The 17,958-nt window shown below is 71.6% G+C and carries 14 protein-coding genes; 9 read left to right on the forward strand and 5 right to left on the reverse strand.

Annotation, left to right across the window (positions count from 1 at the left end):
- Window positions 1–158 precede the first annotated feature (158 nt).
- The 5 genes from ACGWYJ_RS22565 to ACGWYJ_RS22585 are packed head-to-tail and all read left to right on the forward strand — an operon-like array spanning window position 159 to window position 7,478.
- A complete protein-coding gene (locus ACGWYJ_RS22565) occupies window positions 159–1,718 on the forward strand; it encodes an ABC transporter substrate-binding protein (protein ID WP_395108233.1) in 1,560 nt (519 codons plus the stop codon).
- The gene (locus ACGWYJ_RS22570; RefSeq protein ID WP_395108234.1) at window positions 1,715–2,575 is read left to right on the forward strand and encodes a hypothetical protein; all 861 of its coding nucleotides are present in this window, start codon (window positions 1,715–1,717) and stop codon (window positions 2,573–2,575) included. Before ACGWYJ_RS22565 ends, ACGWYJ_RS22570 begins: the two co-directional genes overlap by 4 nt.
- The gene (locus ACGWYJ_RS22575) at window positions 2,572–5,073 is read left to right on the forward strand and encodes a CoA transferase (protein ID WP_395108235.1); all 2,502 of its coding nucleotides are present in this window, start codon (window positions 2,572–2,574) and stop codon (window positions 5,071–5,073) included. Before ACGWYJ_RS22570 ends, ACGWYJ_RS22575 begins: the two co-directional genes overlap by 4 nt.
- Before the next feature lie 33 nt (window positions 5,074–5,106).
- Window positions 5,107–6,363: an acyl-CoA dehydrogenase family protein gene (locus tag ACGWYJ_RS22580; protein ID WP_395108236.1), complete on the forward strand. Its 1,257-nt coding sequence runs from the start codon at window positions 5,107–5,109 to the stop codon at window positions 6,361–6,363.
- Window positions 6,360–7,478 (forward strand): acyl-CoA dehydrogenase family protein, encoded by a 1,119-nt coding sequence (locus ACGWYJ_RS22585; protein WP_395108237.1) that lies wholly within the window; start codon window positions 6,360–6,362, stop codon window positions 7,476–7,478. The genes ACGWYJ_RS22580 and ACGWYJ_RS22585 overlap by 4 nt, the downstream gene beginning before the upstream one ends.
- Before the next feature lie 61 nt (window positions 7,479–7,539).
- Here the strand turns inward: ACGWYJ_RS22585 and ACGWYJ_RS22590 are convergent, their stop codons facing one another.
- Both ACGWYJ_RS22590 and ACGWYJ_RS22595 read right to left on the reverse strand, forming a co-directional pair.
- Window positions 7,540–8,211 carry a TetR/AcrR family transcriptional regulator gene (locus tag ACGWYJ_RS22590; RefSeq protein ID WP_395108238.1) on the reverse strand — a complete coding sequence of 224 codons (672 nt, stop codon included), beginning with the start codon at window positions 8,209–8,211 and terminating at the stop codon, window positions 7,540–7,542.
- A 135-nt stretch (window positions 8,212–8,346) separates the two neighbouring features.
- Complete coding sequence (locus ACGWYJ_RS22595) at window positions 8,347–9,225, reverse strand: MaoC/PaaZ C-terminal domain-containing protein (protein ID WP_395108239.1); 879 nt, start codon at window positions 9,223–9,225, stop codon at window positions 8,347–8,349.
- Between the two features lie 196 nt (window positions 9,226–9,421).
- On the opposite strand from ACGWYJ_RS22595, the gene ACGWYJ_RS22600 reads away from it, so the two are divergent.
- Window positions 9,422–10,306 (forward strand): SDR family NAD(P)-dependent oxidoreductase, encoded by an 885-nt coding sequence (locus tag ACGWYJ_RS22600; protein ID WP_395108240.1) that lies wholly within the window; start codon window positions 9,422–9,424, stop codon window positions 10,304–10,306.
- Between the two features lie 52 nt (window positions 10,307–10,358).
- Here the strand turns inward: ACGWYJ_RS22600 and ACGWYJ_RS22605 are convergent, their stop codons facing one another.
- From ACGWYJ_RS22605 to ACGWYJ_RS22615, 3 genes are read right to left on the reverse strand one after another with little or no spacing between them, the layout of a single operon-like run.
- Window positions 10,359–11,429 (reverse strand): phosphotransferase family protein, encoded by a 1,071-nt coding sequence (locus ACGWYJ_RS22605; RefSeq protein ID WP_395108241.1) that lies wholly within the window; start codon window positions 11,427–11,429, stop codon window positions 10,359–10,361.
- The gene (locus ACGWYJ_RS22610) at window positions 11,429–12,205 is read right to left on the reverse strand and encodes an SDR family oxidoreductase (RefSeq protein ID WP_395108242.1); all 777 of its coding nucleotides are present in this window, start codon (window positions 12,203–12,205) and stop codon (window positions 11,429–11,431) included. The genes ACGWYJ_RS22605 and ACGWYJ_RS22610 overlap by 1 nt, the downstream gene beginning before the upstream one ends.
- A complete protein-coding gene (locus ACGWYJ_RS22615; protein ID WP_395108243.1) occupies window positions 12,198–14,633 on the reverse strand; it encodes an AMP-binding protein in 2,436 nt (811 codons plus the stop codon). Before ACGWYJ_RS22615 ends, ACGWYJ_RS22610 begins: the two co-directional genes overlap by 8 nt.
- Before the next feature lie 175 nt (window positions 14,634–14,808).
- On the opposite strand from ACGWYJ_RS22615, the gene ACGWYJ_RS22620 reads away from it, so the two are divergent.
- From ACGWYJ_RS22620 to ACGWYJ_RS22630, 3 genes are all read left to right on the forward strand, one after another.
- Window positions 14,809–15,699, forward strand: coding sequence for an enoyl-CoA hydratase-related protein (locus ACGWYJ_RS22620; protein WP_395108244.1), 891 nt, complete (start codon window positions 14,809–14,811; stop codon window positions 15,697–15,699).
- Window positions 15,700–15,770: 71 nt separating this feature from the next.
- Window positions 15,771–16,793 (forward strand): ABC transporter ATP-binding protein, encoded by a 1,023-nt coding sequence (locus ACGWYJ_RS22625; RefSeq protein WP_395108245.1) that lies wholly within the window; start codon window positions 15,771–15,773, stop codon window positions 16,791–16,793.
- Window positions 16,790–17,839, forward strand: a complete 1,050-nt coding sequence (locus ACGWYJ_RS22630; protein WP_395108246.1) for an ABC transporter ATP-binding protein — start codon at window positions 16,790–16,792, stop codon at window positions 17,837–17,839. Before ACGWYJ_RS22625 ends, ACGWYJ_RS22630 begins: the two co-directional genes overlap by 4 nt.
- Window positions 17,840–17,958 lie beyond the last annotated feature (119 nt).

Consider the following 17,958-nt stretch of genomic DNA (forward strand, 5'->3'; position numbering starts at 1 on the left):
GCCCGGCTCCTGGATCGCGTACCGGCTCCGGCGACGGGAGGCCCTTGTGTTCGCCGTCACAGTTCTTTTAGCATCCGCAGTGCAAATACTTGCGCTGGCTTGGCCGCTCTGGAGCGCTGGCCATGGCCTAACGCGGAACCGCGTCGACGGGAGTCACAGTGCAACTTGTGCGCAACGGCAACGGAGGGCGACGGCGGGTGGCGGGCTTCACCGTTGCCGGGGCGGTCCTGGTCTCAGCCACGGCAGGGTGCGGCGGAACGGGAGGCGGCGCAGCCGCGGCGGACGTTCTGCGGGTCGCCACCCAGGAGAAGCCGGTCCAGCTTGACTCCTGCGGACCCAGCAACGGTTCCGAGCTGGCCTACCACAACGTCCTGTACGCGCCGCTCATCAAGGCGGACGACAAGACCGGGAAGCTCGGCCCCGGCCTCGCGGAGAGCTGGAAGTACACCGACGACGAGCTCGGCTTCACCCTCAAGCTCAAGCCGGGCCTGAAGTTCCAGGACGGCACCGCGATGGACGCCGCGGCCGTCGCCAAGAGCCTCATGCAGTGCAAGGCCATGGGCAACCAGGTTCCCGAGCAGGTCACCGCCATCACCGCCGACGGCGCCCAGACCGTCGTGTTCAAACTCAGCGAGCCGTACGCGGCGATGCCCGACCTGCTCTCGGGGCGGATGGGCATGGTCGCCTCGCCGACCGCGCGCGAGAAGGAGGGCGAACAGTTCGCCAGCCGGCCCGTGGGGGCGGGCCCCTACAAGCTCACTGCCTACAAGCCGGGCGTTTCGGCGGAGCTGACCCGCTGGGACGGCTACACCCAGGCAGGCACCCCCGCCGCGAAGGTGCGGAAGATCGAATGGCGGATCCTCAGCGACAACTCGGCCCTGGCCAGTGAGATCCAAACGGGCAATGTGGATTACGCGTGGGGCTTCAACACCACCCTCCTCGCGCAGTTGAAGGACCAGTCCGGCATCACGCTCGGCAGCAACGGCGTCTCGGCCGGATGGACCTCGATCAACCTCAACCGCTCCAGGCCACCGCTCGACGATGTGCGCGTGCGCCAGGCCATCAGTCATGCGATCGACCGCAAGGCCATGGCCGTGGCGGTGTCGGGCGGAGCGTGGAGCACTCCCGCCTGGGGGCCGTACCCGCCCGGCAGCCCCTATTACGACCGCGGCGTCGAGAACGCCCAGCCCTACGACCCCGAGAAGGCCAAGGAACTGCTGAGGCAGGCCGGCCACGGCGGCGGGCTCACGATCAAGGCGGTGGCCCTCAACGTTCCGCCGTACGCCGACAACGCCGTCGTGCTCAAGGAGCAGCTCAAGAAGGTGGGCATCGACCTCCAGGTCAAGGCACAGCCCACCGCGGAGGCGACGAAGAACTTCTACCCGGGCACCGAGAACCTGATGCTGATCTCGTCGATGGGCGGGACCTCGCCCATGTACGTCTACCCGAGGTTCTACGGCCAGGACACCCCGGCGAACGTGGGCCGCGTCAAGACGGCCGCCACCCCGCTCGTGGACAAGCTGCTCACCACCTATGGCGAGGAGGAGCAGAAGAAGGTCATGAAGGAGATCAACGCCGTGGCCGCCCGCGATGTCCCGTTCATCGGCCTGTACTTCATCCCGGACCCGCTGGCCTGGCGCGACAACGTGACCGGCGCGAAGGACAGCCCGTCGATCCAGGGCAACGTGAACCTCGCCTACCTGGGCCTGAACCGGTGACCGGCGCCGACGGCGAGACGCTCGCGGGGGAGGTGCGGCGTCCTCGGAACCTTCACCTGGCGGCGTCCGGCAGCATCCACGACGACGCGACCGCGCAGCGGCTCGGCTTCCGGGGCGGGACCATCGCCGGCAGCTACCACATGGAGCAGGCCGTGCCGCTGGCGCTCGACCTCTACGGCCGGGAGTGGTTCGAGAGCGGGACGATGGCCGCGTACTTCCGGCAGGCCACCGTCGACGGCGAAGCGGTGCGGGCCTTCGCACGGCGCCCTCCGGCCGGCGGCGACAGTGGACGGGCGGAGCTGTGGATGGACACGGCGGAGGGCCGACGTGTCTGGGACGGCTCGGCCACCGTCGGCGACCCCGCGGGACCGAGCGGCCTGGCGGACCGGATGACAAGCCGCGACGCCGACCAGCTCCGGATCCTCTCCTTCCTCGAAGTGGGCGAGGAGATCGATCTGGGCGAGATCCGGCTCGACGGCGAGCGGCAGCGTGACCGGCTGCGCAGGGGACTGATGGCCGAGCCTCTGGACTGGTACGACGAGTCCTCGCCCTGGGGCCCCGCCGTCGCGTCGCCGCCCACGGAGGTGGCGTTCACCTTCGAGTCGGTGAAGCAGGTCATCGTGCGGCGGCGCGGGCCCGCGGTGGGACTCTACGGGGCGATCGAGATCCGCCACCTGAACGGTCCGTTGCTGCTCGGCGAGACCTACCACGTCGCCGGCACGGTGCGGGCCCTCGGTTGTACCCCCAAGACGGAGTACATGTGGACCGAGACGACGGCCAGCCGCGGCGGTACCCCGGTGGCCTCGGTGCTCATGATGAGCCGGGTCATGAAAGCGTCCTCGGACCTGTACTCATGAGCGGGCCGCTGCGGCGTGACACGCCGCGCCCTGCCGCGCTGGGGCATCTGCGTGTCGCCGACCTGAGCTCGGGGGTGGCCGGCCAGTACTGCGGGAAGCTGCTGGCCGGCTACGGCGCCGAGGTCACCCTCGTGGAACCGGGCGGAGGGACGCCGACGCGGCGCATGCCCCCGTTCGCCGCCGACGACGACACTGGTTCTCTCCTGTTCCGACATCTCAACCAGGGCAAGGCGTCCGTGATGCTGCCCGGCGAAGAGCCCGCCCGGATCGAGCGGCTGCGAGCGCTCGTGGCCGGCGCCGACGTGGTCATCCGCGACGCCGCGACCGTCCTGCCCGCACTCGACCCCAGGGTCGTGGAATGCGTGGTGAGCGACTTTCCCGAGAACGGCCCGTACGCCGGCTGGGGCGCTGACGAGATGGTGCACCAGGCGCTCTCGGGCTACATGAACGCGACCGGCCGCAGCGACCGGGAGCCCCTGTACGGCGTCGGCCGGCGAGCCTACTACGCCTGCGGCACCACGGCGTTCGTGTCGGTGCTGTCGGCACTGCACGAGCGGCGCGGCTCCGGACGCGGGCAGAGGACCCGTGCCTCCGTCTTCGAGTCGATGGCCGCCATGGGGCAGAACTTCGTGACCCAGCATAGCTACAACGGCACGACCGAGAGCCGGGCGCGCTACACCGGGCTCCTCGCCACGCTGCGCTGCGCCGACGGCCACATCGTGATGTTCGCCATCAGGGACCCCGCGGCGGTGTGCCGCCTGTTCGACGCCGAGTACCTCGCCGACGACCCCCGCTTCGACCGGCCCGGGTCGTTCATCCGTGACTGGGACGAGCTGGTGAAGGTCTTCCAGGGCCGCGCGCTGCGGATGACGACCGAGGAGGTGGTGACCCGGGCGCAGGAACTGCGGATCAGCTGCGAACGAGTCTGGACACCGGAGGAGCTCGTCGCGTCGGAACAGTGGCGCGGCCGGGGGGTCGTGCGCGCGCTGCGGTCCGGGCCCACCGGCCGTGTGGAGGCGGCCCTCGGACCGCTGTTCCGGGTCTCCGGCTCCCCTTACCTCGCCGACACGCCCAGCCCCGGACTCGGCGAGATCCCTGAGCGCGTGGCGCACTCGGTGCCCGCCGCGACGGGCGGCCCTGCCCGGAGGGGCGGTCCATGCGAGGTCGGCGCCCCTTCGACGAAGGGAGGGCCCGGGCCGCTCGCCGGTATCAGGGTGATCGACATGACCACGGCGTGGGCGGGGCCGATGGCGACGCGCAGCCTGGCATGGCTCGGGGCCGAGGTGATCAAGATCGAACCGCCGCGCCGTCCCGACGGCTGGCGCGGCTTCCTCACCGGCGGGCCGCCCCATCACTACCCCGACCTCGACCCGGGCGAGAAGCCCTACAACCGTAACCTTCTCTTCAACACCCAGGGCCACGACAAGCTCTCGCTGTCCCTGGACCTGAAGCGGCCCGGAGGTCTGGACGTCCTGCGGCGGCTGGCCGCGGTGAGCGACATCCTGGTCGCCAACTTCACCCCCGGCGTGCTCGACCGCCTCGGCATCGGATACGAGCGGCTCGCCGCGATCAACGACCAGATCATCGTCGTGGAGATGCCGGCCTTCGGGTCGACCGGGCCCATGTCCACCCACCAGGGCATGGGGAAGACGATGGAGGCGGCGTGCGGCATGGCGGCGCTCATCGGGTACGGCGACGACGCGGAACCCGTGCTGACGGGCCCGGCGATCCTCGACCCGATCGGCGGGCTCAACGCGGCCGCCGCCGCGGTCACGGCCCTGGAACTGCGATCGCACCATGGTGTCGGCTGCCATGTGGAGGTGCCGCAGACCGAGGCGGCGGCGCACTGGATCGGTGAGTTCGTCCTGGAGCAGGTCGAGTCGGGCCGGTCCCCGGCGCCCGACGGGAACCACGTGCCCGATGCCGCGCCCCACCAGGCGTTCCCGGCCGCGGGCGAGGACGAGTGGGTCGCGGTCGCGGTGCGCGGCGACGCCGAGTGGCAGGCCCTGTGCCGTGTCCTCGGCCGTCCCGACCTCGCCGCGGACGAGCGCTTCGCGACGCTCGCCGGGCGCCTGGCCCACCAGGGCGAACTCGAAGAGGCGGTGGCCGCCTGGACACGGACGCGCGGCAAGCGCGACGCGGCCCATGCCTTGCAGGCCGCCGGCGTGCCCGCGGCCCCCGTCAACGACGGGACGGAGGTGGCGGCCGATCCGGGGCTGCGCGCCTGCGGCTTCCTGGCCACCATGACCCATCCCGAGGCCGGCACCCACGTCTACCCGGGTCTGGCCTTCCGGCTCGACCGCACCCCCGGCGGGATGCGGCGGCCCGCACCGGTCTTCGGGCAGCACAACGACGCGGTGCTCACCGGCCTGCTCGGCCTCACCGCCGAGGAGGTCGCCGGCCTGCGCGCGAGCGGGACGGTGACCGACGAACCCGTGATCGACGACCCGCCGCGCCGGGGCCCGCGCCAGGTGCGCCGTGACGCCGCCCGGCGATGACCCGCTGACGACCCACCGATGAAAGGTGCCGCGATGACTTCCCTCCGGACCGCGTACCGAGCCCCGGGGGCGACGACCGCCGCCGTCGCCCCCGGACCCGAGGCCGAGGAGTTCCGCCGCGAGTTCCGCGCCTGGCTGAGCGAGCACGCACCGTCCGAGCTGCGTGGCGTCGGCTGGCCGGTCCCGCAGGGCAGCCCCCACGCCAAGGCCCTCAAGGCGTGGGGGGAGGTGCTGTGCGAGGCCGGTTACATGTGCGTCGCCTGGCCGCGTGAATACGGCGGCCGCGGTCTGAGCCCCGTCGAAGTCGCGATCATGAACGAGGAGTTCGACCGGGCGGGCGTCCCGCGGGTGACCCGTGGGCGGGCCGAGACGACCGTCGGGCCGGCCATCATCGCCCACGGCACCGAGGAGCAGAAGGCGTACTTCCTTCCCCGGATCATCTCCGGGGAGCACGTGTACTGCCAGGGCTTCTCGGAGCCGGGCGCCGGGTCCGACCTCGCCGGCCTGCGCACGGAGGGCGTGGTCGACGGGGACGAGCTCGTCATCACCGGCCAGAAGGTGTGGACGTCCGGCTACTACGAGTCGACCATGATGTTCTGCCTGGTCCGGACCGACCCGGACGCACCCAGGCACGCGGGCATCAGCTACGTCCTCCTCCCCGTCGCCGAGAACGGGCCGGGCACCGGCATCGAGTTCCGGCCGATCCGTCAGCTCACCGGCCGCAGCGGCTTCGCCGAGACCTTCCTCGACGGTGCGCGGGTACCGCTGTTCAACGTCATCGGCGGTCTCCACCAGGGGTGGCGGGTCACGGTGACCACCCTGGGGCACGAGCGCGGCAACCGGGCGACCATCGCCCACGTCGGCTACGCGCGCGACTTCTGGGCTCTGGTCGAGGAGGTCAGGGCGCGCGGCCTGGCCGACGACCCTGTCGTCAGGGAGAAACTGGCCTGGGCCTGGACCCAGATCGAGACCATGCGGTTCTCCGGTCTCCAACTGCTGGCGGCCCTGGCCGCGGGGCAGGATCCGGCCACGCGGGCCGAGAACGGCTCCGTCACCAAGATCCGATGGTCGGAGTACGCCCGGCGCTTCGGTGAGATCGCCCTGGACCTGCTGGGCCCCGAGGCCCTTACCGCCGGGAGCGCCGACGAGGAGGGACTCGGGCACTGGCAGGAGCAGTTCCTCTCCTCCCGCTCGGGGACGATCTGGGGCGGGACCGCGGAAGTGCAGCGCAACATCATCGCGGAACGGGTGCTGGGCCTGCCCAAGGAGAGCAAGGGAGCCGGCCGATGAGCCTCGCCGTCACGGCCGAACAGGAGGACCTGCGCGTCGCCGTCCGCCGGTTCCTCGACACCCGCTCACCGCTGTCCCGCACCCGCGAACTGATGGAGCTGCCGGTGCCCCATGACGGGCGCGTCTGGCGCGCCATGGCCACCGAGCTCGGCGTGCACGGCATCGGCGTGCCCGAAGAGCACGGGGGCGCCGGCGTCGACGTGCAGACGCTCGCCCATGTCTTCGAGGAGACCGGACGCGTCCTCCTTCCCGGCCCGCTGCTGGCGACGCTTGGTCTGGCGGTCCCGCTTCTGCTGGCCAGCGGCGACGGTGACGCTCAGGCCCGGCATCTACCTGGCATCACCGCCGGGGACACGGTCGCCACGGTCGGCTGGCTCGCGCCCGGAGCGGCATGGGATTCGGTCGGCGGCGCCGCGGCGGCGGTCAGGGCCTCGGGCATCGGGTGGGTCATCACCGGAAGGGTCGCGTTGGTGCTCGACGGACTCGCCGCGGACCTGTGCCTGGTGGTGGCCGACACGCCCGCGGGGCCGTCGGTGTTCGCCGTCGACACCATGGGACCGGGTGTGGATCGGCAGCGGGTACCGGCCCTCGATCCGACGCGAGGGCTCGCCGAGATCACCCTGGACGGCGCGCCGTGCGCCCTGGTGGGCGAGCAAGGAGCCGGGCGTGCCCTGCTCGGCGCGGCCCTCGACCAGGCATGCGTCCTGCTGGCGTCGGAGATGGTGGGCGCGGCCCAGGCTTGTCTGGACACGGCCGTCACCTACGCCAAGCAGCGCGAGCAGTTCGGCCGCCCGATCGGCTCCTTTCAGGCCATCAAGCACAAGTGCGCCGAGGTCCTGGTCGAGATCGAGGGCGCGCGGTCCTGCGCCAGGTATGCCGCGTGGGCGTGCGGCGCCGTCCCGGACGAGGTGCCCGTGGTGGCGGGGCTGGCGAAGGCGGCCGCCGCCGAGGCGTTCTTCCGCGCCGCCGCGGAGAACCTGCAGATCCACGGAGGGATCGGCTTCACCTGGGAGCACGACGCGCACCTGTTCCTGAAGCGCGCCAAGGCGTGCCAGGTACTGTTCGGTGACACCAGGGCCTTCCGGCTGCGGCTGGCCGATCAGCTGGGCTTGTGACCGGGCCTCCAGGCTGAACGGGCCGGGCCGCCCGCCCGGATGGCCCGGCCCGCATGCCGTCTCAGTGCTTGCCGTCGTCCCGGACGACGAGCCGCATGCCGTTGGCTCCCGCCAGGAGCGGCCGCATCCGCTCCAGCACCTCAAGCATCGCCTCCACCTGCTCGCGAGCGGCCCTGGGCGTACGCTGCCTGCAGATCTCCCGGCGGGCCTCGCCGATGTAGCTGGTGACCAGCCACACAAGGACACGGTTCACCGGCTCATCGGTGGCGCCCAGGAGGCGGAAGTTACGGTTGAGCCACTCCCGGCCGCTGCGACGCTGCACTTCGGAGAACCCGGGAGGCGTGTCGCCTACCTGGAAGATGCGCACGAGGTCGCGCCGGGGCCAGGTGGCCTCCAGGTAGGCGCGGGCGCCGGCGACGAGGAGGTCGAAAGGGTCGGTGACCCCTGCGGCCTGCGCCTCGACCACCCCCTGGCGGGCGATCGCGATCTGCTCGCTGTGGTGACGCTCCCAGAGAGCCATGAACAGATCGGTCTTGCTGCCGAAGTGATGGTAGATGCTCCCGACGCTGGCGCCTGACCGCTCCACGACCTCGTTGATGCCGGCCTCGGCGAAGCCCCGCAGGGCGAAGACCTCCCGGGCGGCGTCGAGGATCTCGGCACGCACGATCTCGGTCGAGCGCCACTTCCGGCTGCCGCCGGCCGGTGGCTCGCCTGAGGTGGTCTGTCGTGGCATCGGACGTTCCCATTCGTGTCGGTCGCTTGCCTGTTGGGCGGCGTGGACCAGGCTACGGGACGGAGCCAGGGCCCTTGCGGGCACCGGACACGGCCACGCGATGGACGGACACGGGGACCTCGCCTCGGGAGGGTGTCAGGAATGGTGGACGACGCCACGGTCGATGACGACCGTGCCGTCCTCGGTCTGTGTCTGGAAAAGGGCGCGGTTCTCTCCATCACGCCACAGGTTCACCACGAGCACGTCGCCGGGGAAGACGGGCCTGCTGAAGCGGCCGTACATGGCGTGGAACCTCTCCGGATCGGAGTCGCACAGCGTGTGCAGCAGCGCCCGGCCGGTGAAGCCGTAGGTGCACAGGCCGTGGAGGATCGGACGGTCGAAGCCGCCGCGTGCGGCGAAGGCCGGATCGGAGTGCAGGGGATTGCGGTCACCGCTGAGCCGGTAGAGCAGCGCCTGATCGGGACGCGTGCGGTAGACGACGCGGTGGTCCGGCTCCCGGTCAGGTCGGGACCACGGCTCGTCGCCCGGCGAGGGGCGGCCGTCGGAGCGCTCGGCCGACACCGAGCCCGCGCCCCCCTCGCCCATGATGAAGGCGCCACTGCTCGCGGTCACGAGAGGCCGGCCGTCGGCGTCGGTCGCGACGCTCTCCGTGCGGACGAGCGCCCCCCGTCCCTTGTCGAGCATGGCGGTGACCGTGGAGGTCACCGAGACCGATCCCGCCACGGGAAGCGGCCGGTGGAGCCGGAACGCCTGTTCGGCGTGCACCAGCCGGGCGGGGTCGAAATCACCCAGCCGACGGCGCGGCCCGCCGCGTGCCTGGGCGGCCAGGACGGCGAACGTGGGCAGCACCCGCTGGGCGACCCCTTCGGTGTTCTCCGTCGTGAACGCCAGTTCCCGCTGCGGGTCCTCGGCCCCGGCGCCCACGCCGAGTGCGTACAGCAGCGCGTCGGTGGCTTCCCATGAGCGCGGGACCGGTTCTCCCGGGACGCCGACGAGCTCGTGATCGAGCGCCATGCCATGACTCCTTGCTCGGTTCGCCGGGCGCCTGTCGCCTGCTACGACCCGATCGCATCAACGTGGAATTGGATTCTAGAACTAATGAACCGGGGCTCGTATGTCAACCCGTTGACAAGGCCAGCGGCGCTGGTGTTGGCTTCATTTTAGAATCCAATTCTACATTGATGGACCAGATCGGCGGAGGATGAGGCGCATGGGCGGTCTGAACGGAAGGGTCGCGGTCGTCACCGGCGGGGGACGCGGCATCGGCGCCGGAATCGCCCGCCTGTTCGCCCGGGAGGGCGCCGCGGTCGTGGTGAACGACCTTGGCGTGAACCTCGACGGGAGCGGAGGGGACGAAGGGCCCGCCGCCGAGGTCGTCGCGGAGATCACCGGTGCGGGCGGATCGGCGGTCGCCGACCACGGCGACGTCTCCGACCCGGCGACCGGGGAGCGCTTGGTGCGCACGGCGGTCGAGCGGTTCGGCGGGTTCGACGTGCTGGTCAACGCGGCCGGCATCCTCCGCGACCGCATGATCTTCAACATGGCGGAGGAGGAGTGGGACGACGTCATCAGGGTGCACCTGAAAGGCCACTTCAACACCATCAGGCCGGCGGCCGCCCACTGGCGCGACCGGCGTGATCCCGACGGTCACTTCCGCATCATCAACTTCACCTCCCCGTCCGGCCTCTTCGGCGCGCCCGGGCAGCCGAACTACGCCGCGGCGAAGATGGGCATCGTGGGGCTGACCTACTCGTGCGCCAACAGCCTGGCGCGGTACGGCGTCACGGCCAACGCGATCGCGCCCGTCGCCGCCACCCGGATGACCGCCTCGATCCCCGGCGACCGGAAGCGGGCCCGCACGGTCACCGCCGAACAGCGGGCGGCCGACAACATCGCCCCCGTGGTGGCCTATCTCGCCGGCGAGGCGTCGGACTGGCTGACCGGACGCGTCATCGGCGCCAACGGCTACGACGTCACTCTGTACAGCGACCCCGAGCCCGTCCGCGTGATCTCCGGCGGTTCCCGCTGGGAGGTCACGCCGCTGGGCGAGTCGATGGAACGGCTGTTCCGCCCTGTCGTGACGCGGACGCGGTGAAGGCACCGGCCTGCCGGCGCGTGCACGTGCGTGCCGGCAGGCCACCGCGGCGTCAGTCCCGGAGTCCGAACGTCTTCCTCTCCAGGCTCCGGGTGGCGACCAGGCCGGCGGTGAGGAGCGGCTCGACGGCGTCGCCGACGGTGTCGAACCCGCCGCCCACCGTCCCGCCCTGGAGATGGCGATAGTGGATGCCCTCGAGGATGACGGCGAGCTTGAGATGCGCGAGTCCCAGATGCAGTTCGAGATCGCCCAGCCGCCGGCCGCTGCTCAGCTCGTAGTGCCCGAGTTGCTCTTCCGCGCTCGGGTATCCGGGGGCCAGGCTGGCCGTGGCGTCGCTGGCGCCCTGGGAGATCCAGGGAAGCCGGTCATAGACGAGCAGCAGCGCCAGATCCGTGAGGGGGTCGCCCAGGGTCGCCATCTCCCAGTCGATGACCGCGGCGACCCGGTCGTCGCGCACCAGTACGTTGTCCAGGCGGTAGTCGCCGTGGACGATCGCCGCCACGTCGTCGTCGGCGACACGGGCCGAGACGCCTGCCTGCAGACGGCGCAGCAGCGTGTCGGCGTCGGGGAGGTCGCGGGTCCGGGAGCCTTCAAGCTGGCGGCCCCATCGGCGCACCTGCCGGGCGAGGAACCCCGCGGGCCGTCCGAAACCCGACAACCCGACCGTGGCGGGGGCCACGGTGTGCAGCTCGGCAAGGACACCGATCATCTCCAGCGCCACGCGCCGGGTGCGTTCGGGCCCCAGCGGTTCGAGCTGCTCGCGGCGCCGGTACGCCGTGCCGGTCACCTGCTCCATGACGTAGAAGGGAGCACCCAGCACGGTGCCGTCCTGGCAGAGGGCGAACGTCCGGGGCACGGGCACGGCCGTGCCGGCCAGCGCGCTGATGACCGTGAACTCCCGCGCCATGTCATGGGCGGTGGCCTGAACGTGGCCCAGGGGTGGCCGCCGCACGATCCGGGTGGTGGTGCCGTCGGACACCGCGTAGGTGAGGTTGGACTTGCCTCCGGACACCACCCGGGCGGTCAGGTCGCCGCCGAGGTCGCCGGGACACCGGCGCCCGTACCAAGCCGAGAACCGCTTGAGGTCCAGCCCGGGCACGGTGCCGGGGTCAGAGGACGCCATCAGGCGCCACCTCCCAGGGTCGAGCCCCCGTCGAGGACCACCGTGTGGCCGGTCATCCACGACGCCTCCTCCGACAGCAAGAAGGCGACCGCGGCGGCGACGTCCTCCGGGACGCCCAGCCGCCGGAGAGGGTAGCCGCCGGCGACGTCTTCCTCACGTCCCTCGTAGAGCGCCCTGGCGAACCGCGTCTTGACCACGGCAGGGGCGACCGCGTTCACCCGTACGCCCGGGCCGAGTTCGAGGGCCAGGCCCTTGGTGAGGTGGATGAGCATCGCCTTGCTCGCCCCGTAGAAGGCGATACCCGCCGAGGGCCTCAGCCCCGCGACCGAAGCGACGTTGACCACGGCGCCGCCGTGCGTCCCCATCCACGAACGATGGCACAGCTGCACCATCGCCAGGGCGGCCACCACGTTGACATCGGCGATCTTGCGAGCGGCTTCCAGGTCGAGGTCGACGAGCGAGCCGTGCACCGGGTTGATCCCGGTGTTGTTGACGAGCAGGTCCACACTGCCGAACGTGGCGAGGGCGCGCTCGACGATCTCCTCGCGGTGGGCGGCGTCGCCGATGGTGCCCGCCACGGCGAGGGCGTGTTCGGGCCCCCCCAGGACCTCGACCGCCTCGGCGAGGGCGTCGGCCTTGCGCCCGGTGACGCACACCCGGGCTCCCTCGTCGGCGAGGCGCCGGGCGATGGCCAGCCCTATGCCCCTGCTGGCGCCGGTGACGACCGCCGTGCGGCCGGTCAGACCCCGGGGGCCGGTGCTGAACGTCTCAGGCATGTGCGGACTCTCCCGCGAGTCGATCGGTGGCGGTGGACGGGGTTCCCGGCCGGGTGGACGCGCCGGAACCGCGGGTGCCGGCCGTGTCCGGGCCGGACCGGAAGCGGACGACCATCTCCTGTGCGCTGGTCGCCACGAGGCTTCCGTCCGCGGAGAAGAGCGAGCCCTGGCCGAGCGCGCGTGCCGCGCCGGCCGACGGGCTCGTGCTGACGTAGTGCAGCCACCGGTCGGCGCGCCCCGGCCGGTGCAGCCACACAGCGTGGTCGAGGCTGGCGCTCGACATCGCGTCCCGGCGCACGGCATGCCCGCGGAACGCCGCGCGCATGATGGTGAAGTCGGAGATGTACACCACCAGGGTGCGGTGCAGCAGCGGATCGTCGGGCAGTCCCATGGGCACGCGCAGCCAGACCTCCGAAGGCGCGAGCGGGTCGGTGCCCGTGACGCCCTCGCGCAGCTCGATCGGGCCGGCCGGTCCTTCGTCATCGGGGGAGGTCTCGGCGAAGGGGTAGCGCGACGGGACGTCGTCGGGCGGGGCGGACGACCTCGGCGCGGGTAGCTGGTGGGCGAGGTGGTCGGGCTCGCTGCGCTGCATCGAGCAGGTCACCGTCCCGATGATCTCCTCGTCCTGCCAGGCGTCCACCCGCTGCAGGAGGAACGAGCGGCCTGTGCGCAGCGGAGTCACCTCGTACCTGATCGGGGAGGAGGGGTCGCCGGCGCGGGCGAAGTAACCGTGCAGCGAGTGCAGCACCACGTCGTCGGGAGCGGTGCGGGCCGCCGCCACGCCGGCCTGGGCGAGGACCTGCCCGCCGAAGACCCGGTGCGCCGGTCGTTCGTTGCTCGACCCCGCGAAGGTGCGCTCGCCCACCTGGTCGAGGTCGAGCACCTGCAGCAGCCGGTCGACGACCGCGGAGCCCGTCCTGAGATCCCGCCACCGATCACGGCTCGGCAGGACCAGCCGGCCGTACCAGGGGCCGCCCGGGAGCCGCTCCGTCCGCAGCGCGGAGCGGCGTACCTTGCCTGCCTCATCACGCAGTGGCCGGTCGACGAACTCGTAGGCCCGCGGCCGCTTGTACGGCGCGAGCAGCGGCCGGAGATGCGCGTCGAGCTCGTCGGCCCGGGGCGCGGGACCGCCCCCGGGCACGGGCTCGACGAGGGCGACGACCCGCTGGCCCAGGTCGTCGTCCGGCAGCCCGATCACGGCACACGCGTGGACGCCGGGGTGCGCTTCCAGGGCGCCCTCGATCTCGGCGGGGTAGACGTTGGCTCCGCCGCTGACGACGCAGTCGGTGGACCGGTCGGCGAGATAGAGGTAACCGTCCTCGTCGTACCAGCCGAGGTCACCGAGGGACTCCCATCCGTTCCTGCTTCGCGGCTTCGCGCCGACATAGTGGTAGGTGGAGCCCTGGCCGCCGGCGGGCATCAGGAAGATCTCGCCCACGACTCCCGGTGGCACGACGCGTCCCTCCTCGTCCTGGACCTCGAACCGGGAGCCGCGGATGGGACGCCCGACCGATCCGCGGTGTTCGAGCCATTCCCGGCCCGTGATGAAGGTGACGCCCTGGCTCTCGGTGCCGGCGTAGACCTCCGCGACGCGGTCGGGCCCTAGCCAGTCGATGTACTCCAGCTTCAGCCGTGGCGGGCATGGCCCGCCGACGTGGAGCAGCGTGCGCACCGATGAGAGGTCGGCGCGGGCGAGACGCTCCGCGGGAAGCCTGCGGATACGGTTCATGTGGGTGGGCACCATCTGCAACCACGTGACGCCGTGCTCCTCGATGAGGTCGAGGGCGAGCCCGGGATCGAACCTCGACATGATCACAAGCCGGTTGCCGGAGAACAGCCCGCGAGCCGAGTAGACGAACGCCGCGTTGTGGTAGAGCGGCCCGCAGACCAGGTGCACGCCGTTGGCGTGCATGTACTCGGAGTCGGGCGACTCCGGGTCGTAATGCGGGTCGTCGTGGCTGACGATGAGCTTGGGCCTGCCGGTGCTGCCGCCAGAGGCGAGCGCCTTCCAGAACGTCGGGACGACGTCGGGCAGTTCGCCGTCGTCGAGGCCGGAGTCGGGGACGAAACCGGCTGGGACGGTGGCGGGGCCGGCCGGAGTCTCCCCGCTCCCCACGAGCAGAGCGGGCCGGGCCAGGTCGAGCATGCGCTGCCGCTCCGCCGGCGGGTACTTGTGCGACAGCGGCAGGACGGTGCCGCCGAGCTTCCAGGTCGCTATGCACGCACAGAAGAGCTCCACCGAGTTGGGCAGGGCCACCGCGACCGTGTCGTCCTTCGCGACACCCGCGGCGGCGTAGGCCCGTGCCAGCCGGTTGGTGCGGCGGTCCAGTTCCGCCCAGGTGACCTGCTCGGAGCCGTCACCGGCGACTAGGGCGGGCTCGTCGGACTTGGTGGCGGCGAAGTGGGCGAAGAGTCGGCCGATGCTCATCCGACGTCCCATGTGCGTCCTCCCTCGACGACTCGTCCGTGCCGGCCGATCCGGCGATGGGCTCCGTCGTCCCGGAACTTTATGCATCCGAGATGCACATTAGTGGGCGGGAGGTTTTCCTGCCAATCCTCCGCAGTGACTGCTTGACGCGCTCCCAATCCAGATGCTCTTCTGCATGACGAGTGCAGATTTCGAGAGGGGAGTGGCCGAGGTGGCGCACGAAAGAGATCCGGACGATCGGCGGCACCTGCTCATCCGGGTGGAGGGCGGTGTCGGCATCGTGACGTTGAATCGTCCGGCTCGGCGCAACGCCCTCTCGCCGGAGATGGTCCAGGGATTGGCCGAGATCCTCCAAGAGTGGGAGCGCGACGACGAGATCGGCGCCGTGGTCCTGACCGGTGCGGGACAGGGATTCTGCGCAGGCGGGGACGTCAAGGCCTTCGCCGAACGCGGTGGTGAGGGCGGCGGCTCCCCCCTCGGCCCCGAAGAGCGCGCGGCGCGACAGGTCGCGTCCCAGCGGGCCACGGTGGAACGGCTCCACGCCATGGTGAAGCCGACGATCGCCGCGCTCCCCGGCCCGGCTGCCGGTGCCGGCCTGGGTCTGGCGCTGGCGTGCGACTTCCGGCTGGGGTCGGACCGGGCCGACCTCGTCACGGCGTTCGCCCGAGTGGGCCTGTCGGGTGACTATGGCGTGGCATGGCTGCTCTCGCGGCTTGCCGGCGGAGCACGGGCCCGCCGCGCTCTCCTGCTGGGGGAGCGCATCCGCGCAGTGGACGCTGTGGCGGCCGGACTCCTTGACCGTGTGGTCGAGGATCCGCTCGCCGAGGCGATCGCGCTGGCGGGGGCGCTGGCGCAGGGGCCACGGTTCGCGCTCGCCCGCATCAAGGAGAACCTCCTCGACGCCGAGCGGCTCGGGCTGGCGGAGGCGATGGAGCGCGAGGTGTCACGTCACCAGGCATGCGGGGGCACCGCCGAGCACCGGGAGGCCCTCGCGGCCTTCGTCGAGAAGCGAGCGCCGAGGTTCGCCCGCACCCGGGAGGAGCGGAACGTGCGGCGCACCCCTTGACAGCATGTGACGGTGACCACAATAGTTTATGCACTGCTAATGCATATTTCTCCCGATCGGAGGTGGGGTCGATGGCCCCGACGAGCCGCGCGCCCGGGGACCGCGCGCCCGGCGGTGACGCTCCGGCGCTCCTCGAAGTGAACGACCTCGCCGTGTCGATCGGCGGTACCCGGCTGCTGTCGGAGGTCTCGCTGACCATCCGGTCCGGAGAGCTGGTCGGGCTGGTCGGTGAATCGGGATCCGGCAAGACCCTGACCGGGCTGAGCCTCCTCGGACTGCTGCCGCCGAACGCGTCGATGCAGGGCAGCGTCCGTTTCGATGGTACGGACATGCTCAAGGCCGACGCCGAGCGGCTGCGCCGGATCCGGGGCAGCGAGATGAGCATGATCTTCCAGGAGCCGCGGGCCTCGCTGCACCCCTCGCGCCCGGTGGGCAAGCAGATCGTCGATGTGATCCGCGCGCACGAACAGGTCCGGGTCGCCGACGCCAGGCGCCGGGCGGTCGAGATGCTCGGCATGGCCGGGTTGCCCGACCCTCGGCGCACCATGGATGCATATACCAACGAGCTTTCCGGTGGCATGTGCCAGCGGGTGATGATCGCCATGGCGCTGGTCTGCCGGCCGCGGCTGCTCGTGGCCGACGAGCCGACCACCGCTCTGGACGTCACCATCCAGGCCCAGGTCGTCTCCCTGCTGCGGCGGCTCGCCCGCGAGCTGGATCTCGCCGTCCTGCTCATCACCCACAACCTGGGCGTGGTCTCGGCGCTGTGCTCCCGGGTCGTGACCATGTACTGCGGCCAGGTGGTCAACGACGACGGTGCCGAGCGGCTGCTCGGCTCACCGCAGCACCCCTACGCCTCGGCGCTGGTGCGGGCCTCGGACATGAGCCTTGACCGCGCGGACGAGCGGAGCGGCATCACCGGTGCGCCGGCCAACCCCGCCAGTCCCCCGGGCGGGTGCCGGTTCCATCCGCGTTGCCCTTACGCGGAGGAACGCTGTAGCGAGCACATGCCCGCCCTGGAGCCGGCCCCGCAGGGAGGCCGTACCCGATGCCTGCGCAGCGACGAGCTGGTGCTCCCGGGGGTGAAGGCATGACGGTCGACAGCACGGTGACCACCAGCAAGGGTAACGAGCGGCGGGCCCTCGCGTTGCAGGTGAGCGACCTCGTCGTCCGCTACGGTAACCGCCGCGACGGCGTCCGAGCGGTCGACGGTGTCAGTATCGAGGTGGCCCGAGGCTCGACGCTCGGCATCATCGGGGAGTCCGGCTCGGGCAAGTCCACGCTCGCCAAGGCCATCGCGGGGCTCGTCCCGGTCAGGTCCGGCACCATCGCGATCGCGGGTCCGGACGGGGACCTCGTGCCCGCCGCCTCATCGGTGGGGCGTGCGGGACAGGTCCAGATGATCTTCCAGGACCCCGTCCTGGCGCTGAATCCCGGACGGCCGGTCTGGAAGAGCGTCGTCGAACCCATGGTGCCGCACAGGCTGGTCATTCCCCGGCGGCTGCGCGAGCGTGCCGTGGAACTGCTCGGCCAGGTCGGGCTGGGCCCCGAGATCGCCGACCGGCGTCCCGGCCAGATGTCGGGCGGGCAGCGCCAGCGGGTCACCATCGCCCGCGCGGTGGCGGCCCGCGCCCCGCTCGTCATGTGCGACGAGCCCGTGGCGGCGCTCGACATCTCGGTCCAGGCCGGTGTGCTGCGCCTGCTCGACGAGCTGCGCGGGACGTTCGACCTCACTTATGTCTTTATCTCCCATGACATGTCGTCCATCGCCCGGATCGCCCACGACGTCGGTGTCATGTACCTCGGTCGGCTCGTCGAGGTCGGCCCGGTGCGCGAGGTGCTCGAGACGCCCCGGCATCCCTACACGCAGGCACTGATCCGCGCGGTGCCGCGGGTCAGCCTGGACGCCCGCGACCGCGAGGTGCACCCCCTCGAAGGCGAGATCCCCGACGCGCGCCGCCCGCCCTCTGGCTGCCGCTTCCGTACCCGTTGCGCCTTCGCCCAGGAGATCTGCGCACGTGAGGAACCGCGCTCGGAGACGGTCACCGAGCCCGCGGCGGGCGGAGGCTCGGCGCACCGGGCCGCCTGCCACTTCTGGCGGGAGATCCGCGACGGCACCGCCCCGCGACGGTCGCTCTGACCCCGACGGCGCCACCGGCGTCCTCCGCCCGCACCGGACCGAACTCAGCACCCGTGATCACACCTCGCCACACCTGACCGCCGTTCGGGAGAACCCCCACCCCCTGTGAAGGAATGTCT

Source organism: Actinomadura sp. SCN-SB, from assembly GCF_043906805.1.
Lineage (GTDB): Bacteria > Actinomycetota > Actinomycetes > Streptosporangiales > Streptosporangiaceae > Spirillospora.

Excerpts from the sequence above, each read along its gene's own strand:
- ACGWYJ_RS22630 (WP_395108246.1), top strand. The coding sequence starts at position 16,790 with ATGACGGTCGACAGCACGGTGACCACCAGCAAGGGTAACGAGCGGCGG.
- ACGWYJ_RS22615 (WP_395108243.1), bottom strand. The coding sequence starts at position 14,633 with ATGAGCATCGGCCGACTCTTCGCCCACTTCGCCGCCACCAAGTCCGAC.
- ACGWYJ_RS22595 (WP_395108239.1), bottom strand. The coding sequence starts at position 9,225 with ATGGCGCTCGATCACGAGCTCGTCGGCGTCCCGGGAGAACCGGTCCCG.
- ACGWYJ_RS22580 (WP_395108236.1), top strand. The coding sequence starts at position 5,107 with ATGACTTCCCTCCGGACCGCGTACCGAGCCCCGGGGGCGACGACCGCC.
- ACGWYJ_RS22575 (WP_395108235.1), top strand. The coding sequence starts at position 2,572 with ATGAGCGGGCCGCTGCGGCGTGACACGCCGCGCCCTGCCGCGCTGGGG.
- ACGWYJ_RS22620 (WP_395108244.1), top strand. The coding sequence starts at position 14,809 with ATGACGAGTGCAGATTTCGAGAGGGGAGTGGCCGAGGTGGCGCACGAA.
- ACGWYJ_RS22605 (WP_395108241.1), bottom strand. The coding sequence starts at position 11,429 with ATGGCGTCCTCTGACCCCGGCACCGTGCCCGGGCTGGACCTCAAGCGG.
- ACGWYJ_RS22600 (WP_395108240.1), top strand. The coding sequence starts at position 9,422 with ATGGGCGGTCTGAACGGAAGGGTCGCGGTCGTCACCGGCGGGGGACGC.
- ACGWYJ_RS22585 (WP_395108237.1), top strand. The coding sequence starts at position 6,360 with ATGAGCCTCGCCGTCACGGCCGAACAGGAGGACCTGCGCGTCGCCGTC.
- ACGWYJ_RS22590 (WP_395108238.1), bottom strand. The coding sequence starts at position 8,211 with ATGCCACGACAGACCACCTCAGGCGAGCCACCGGCCGGCGGCAGCCGG.
- ACGWYJ_RS22625 (WP_395108245.1), top strand. The coding sequence starts at position 15,771 with ATGGCCCCGACGAGCCGCGCGCCCGGGGACCGCGCGCCCGGCGGTGAC.
- ACGWYJ_RS22610 (WP_395108242.1), bottom strand. The coding sequence starts at position 12,205 with ATGCCTGAGACGTTCAGCACCGGCCCCCGGGGTCTGACCGGCCGCACG.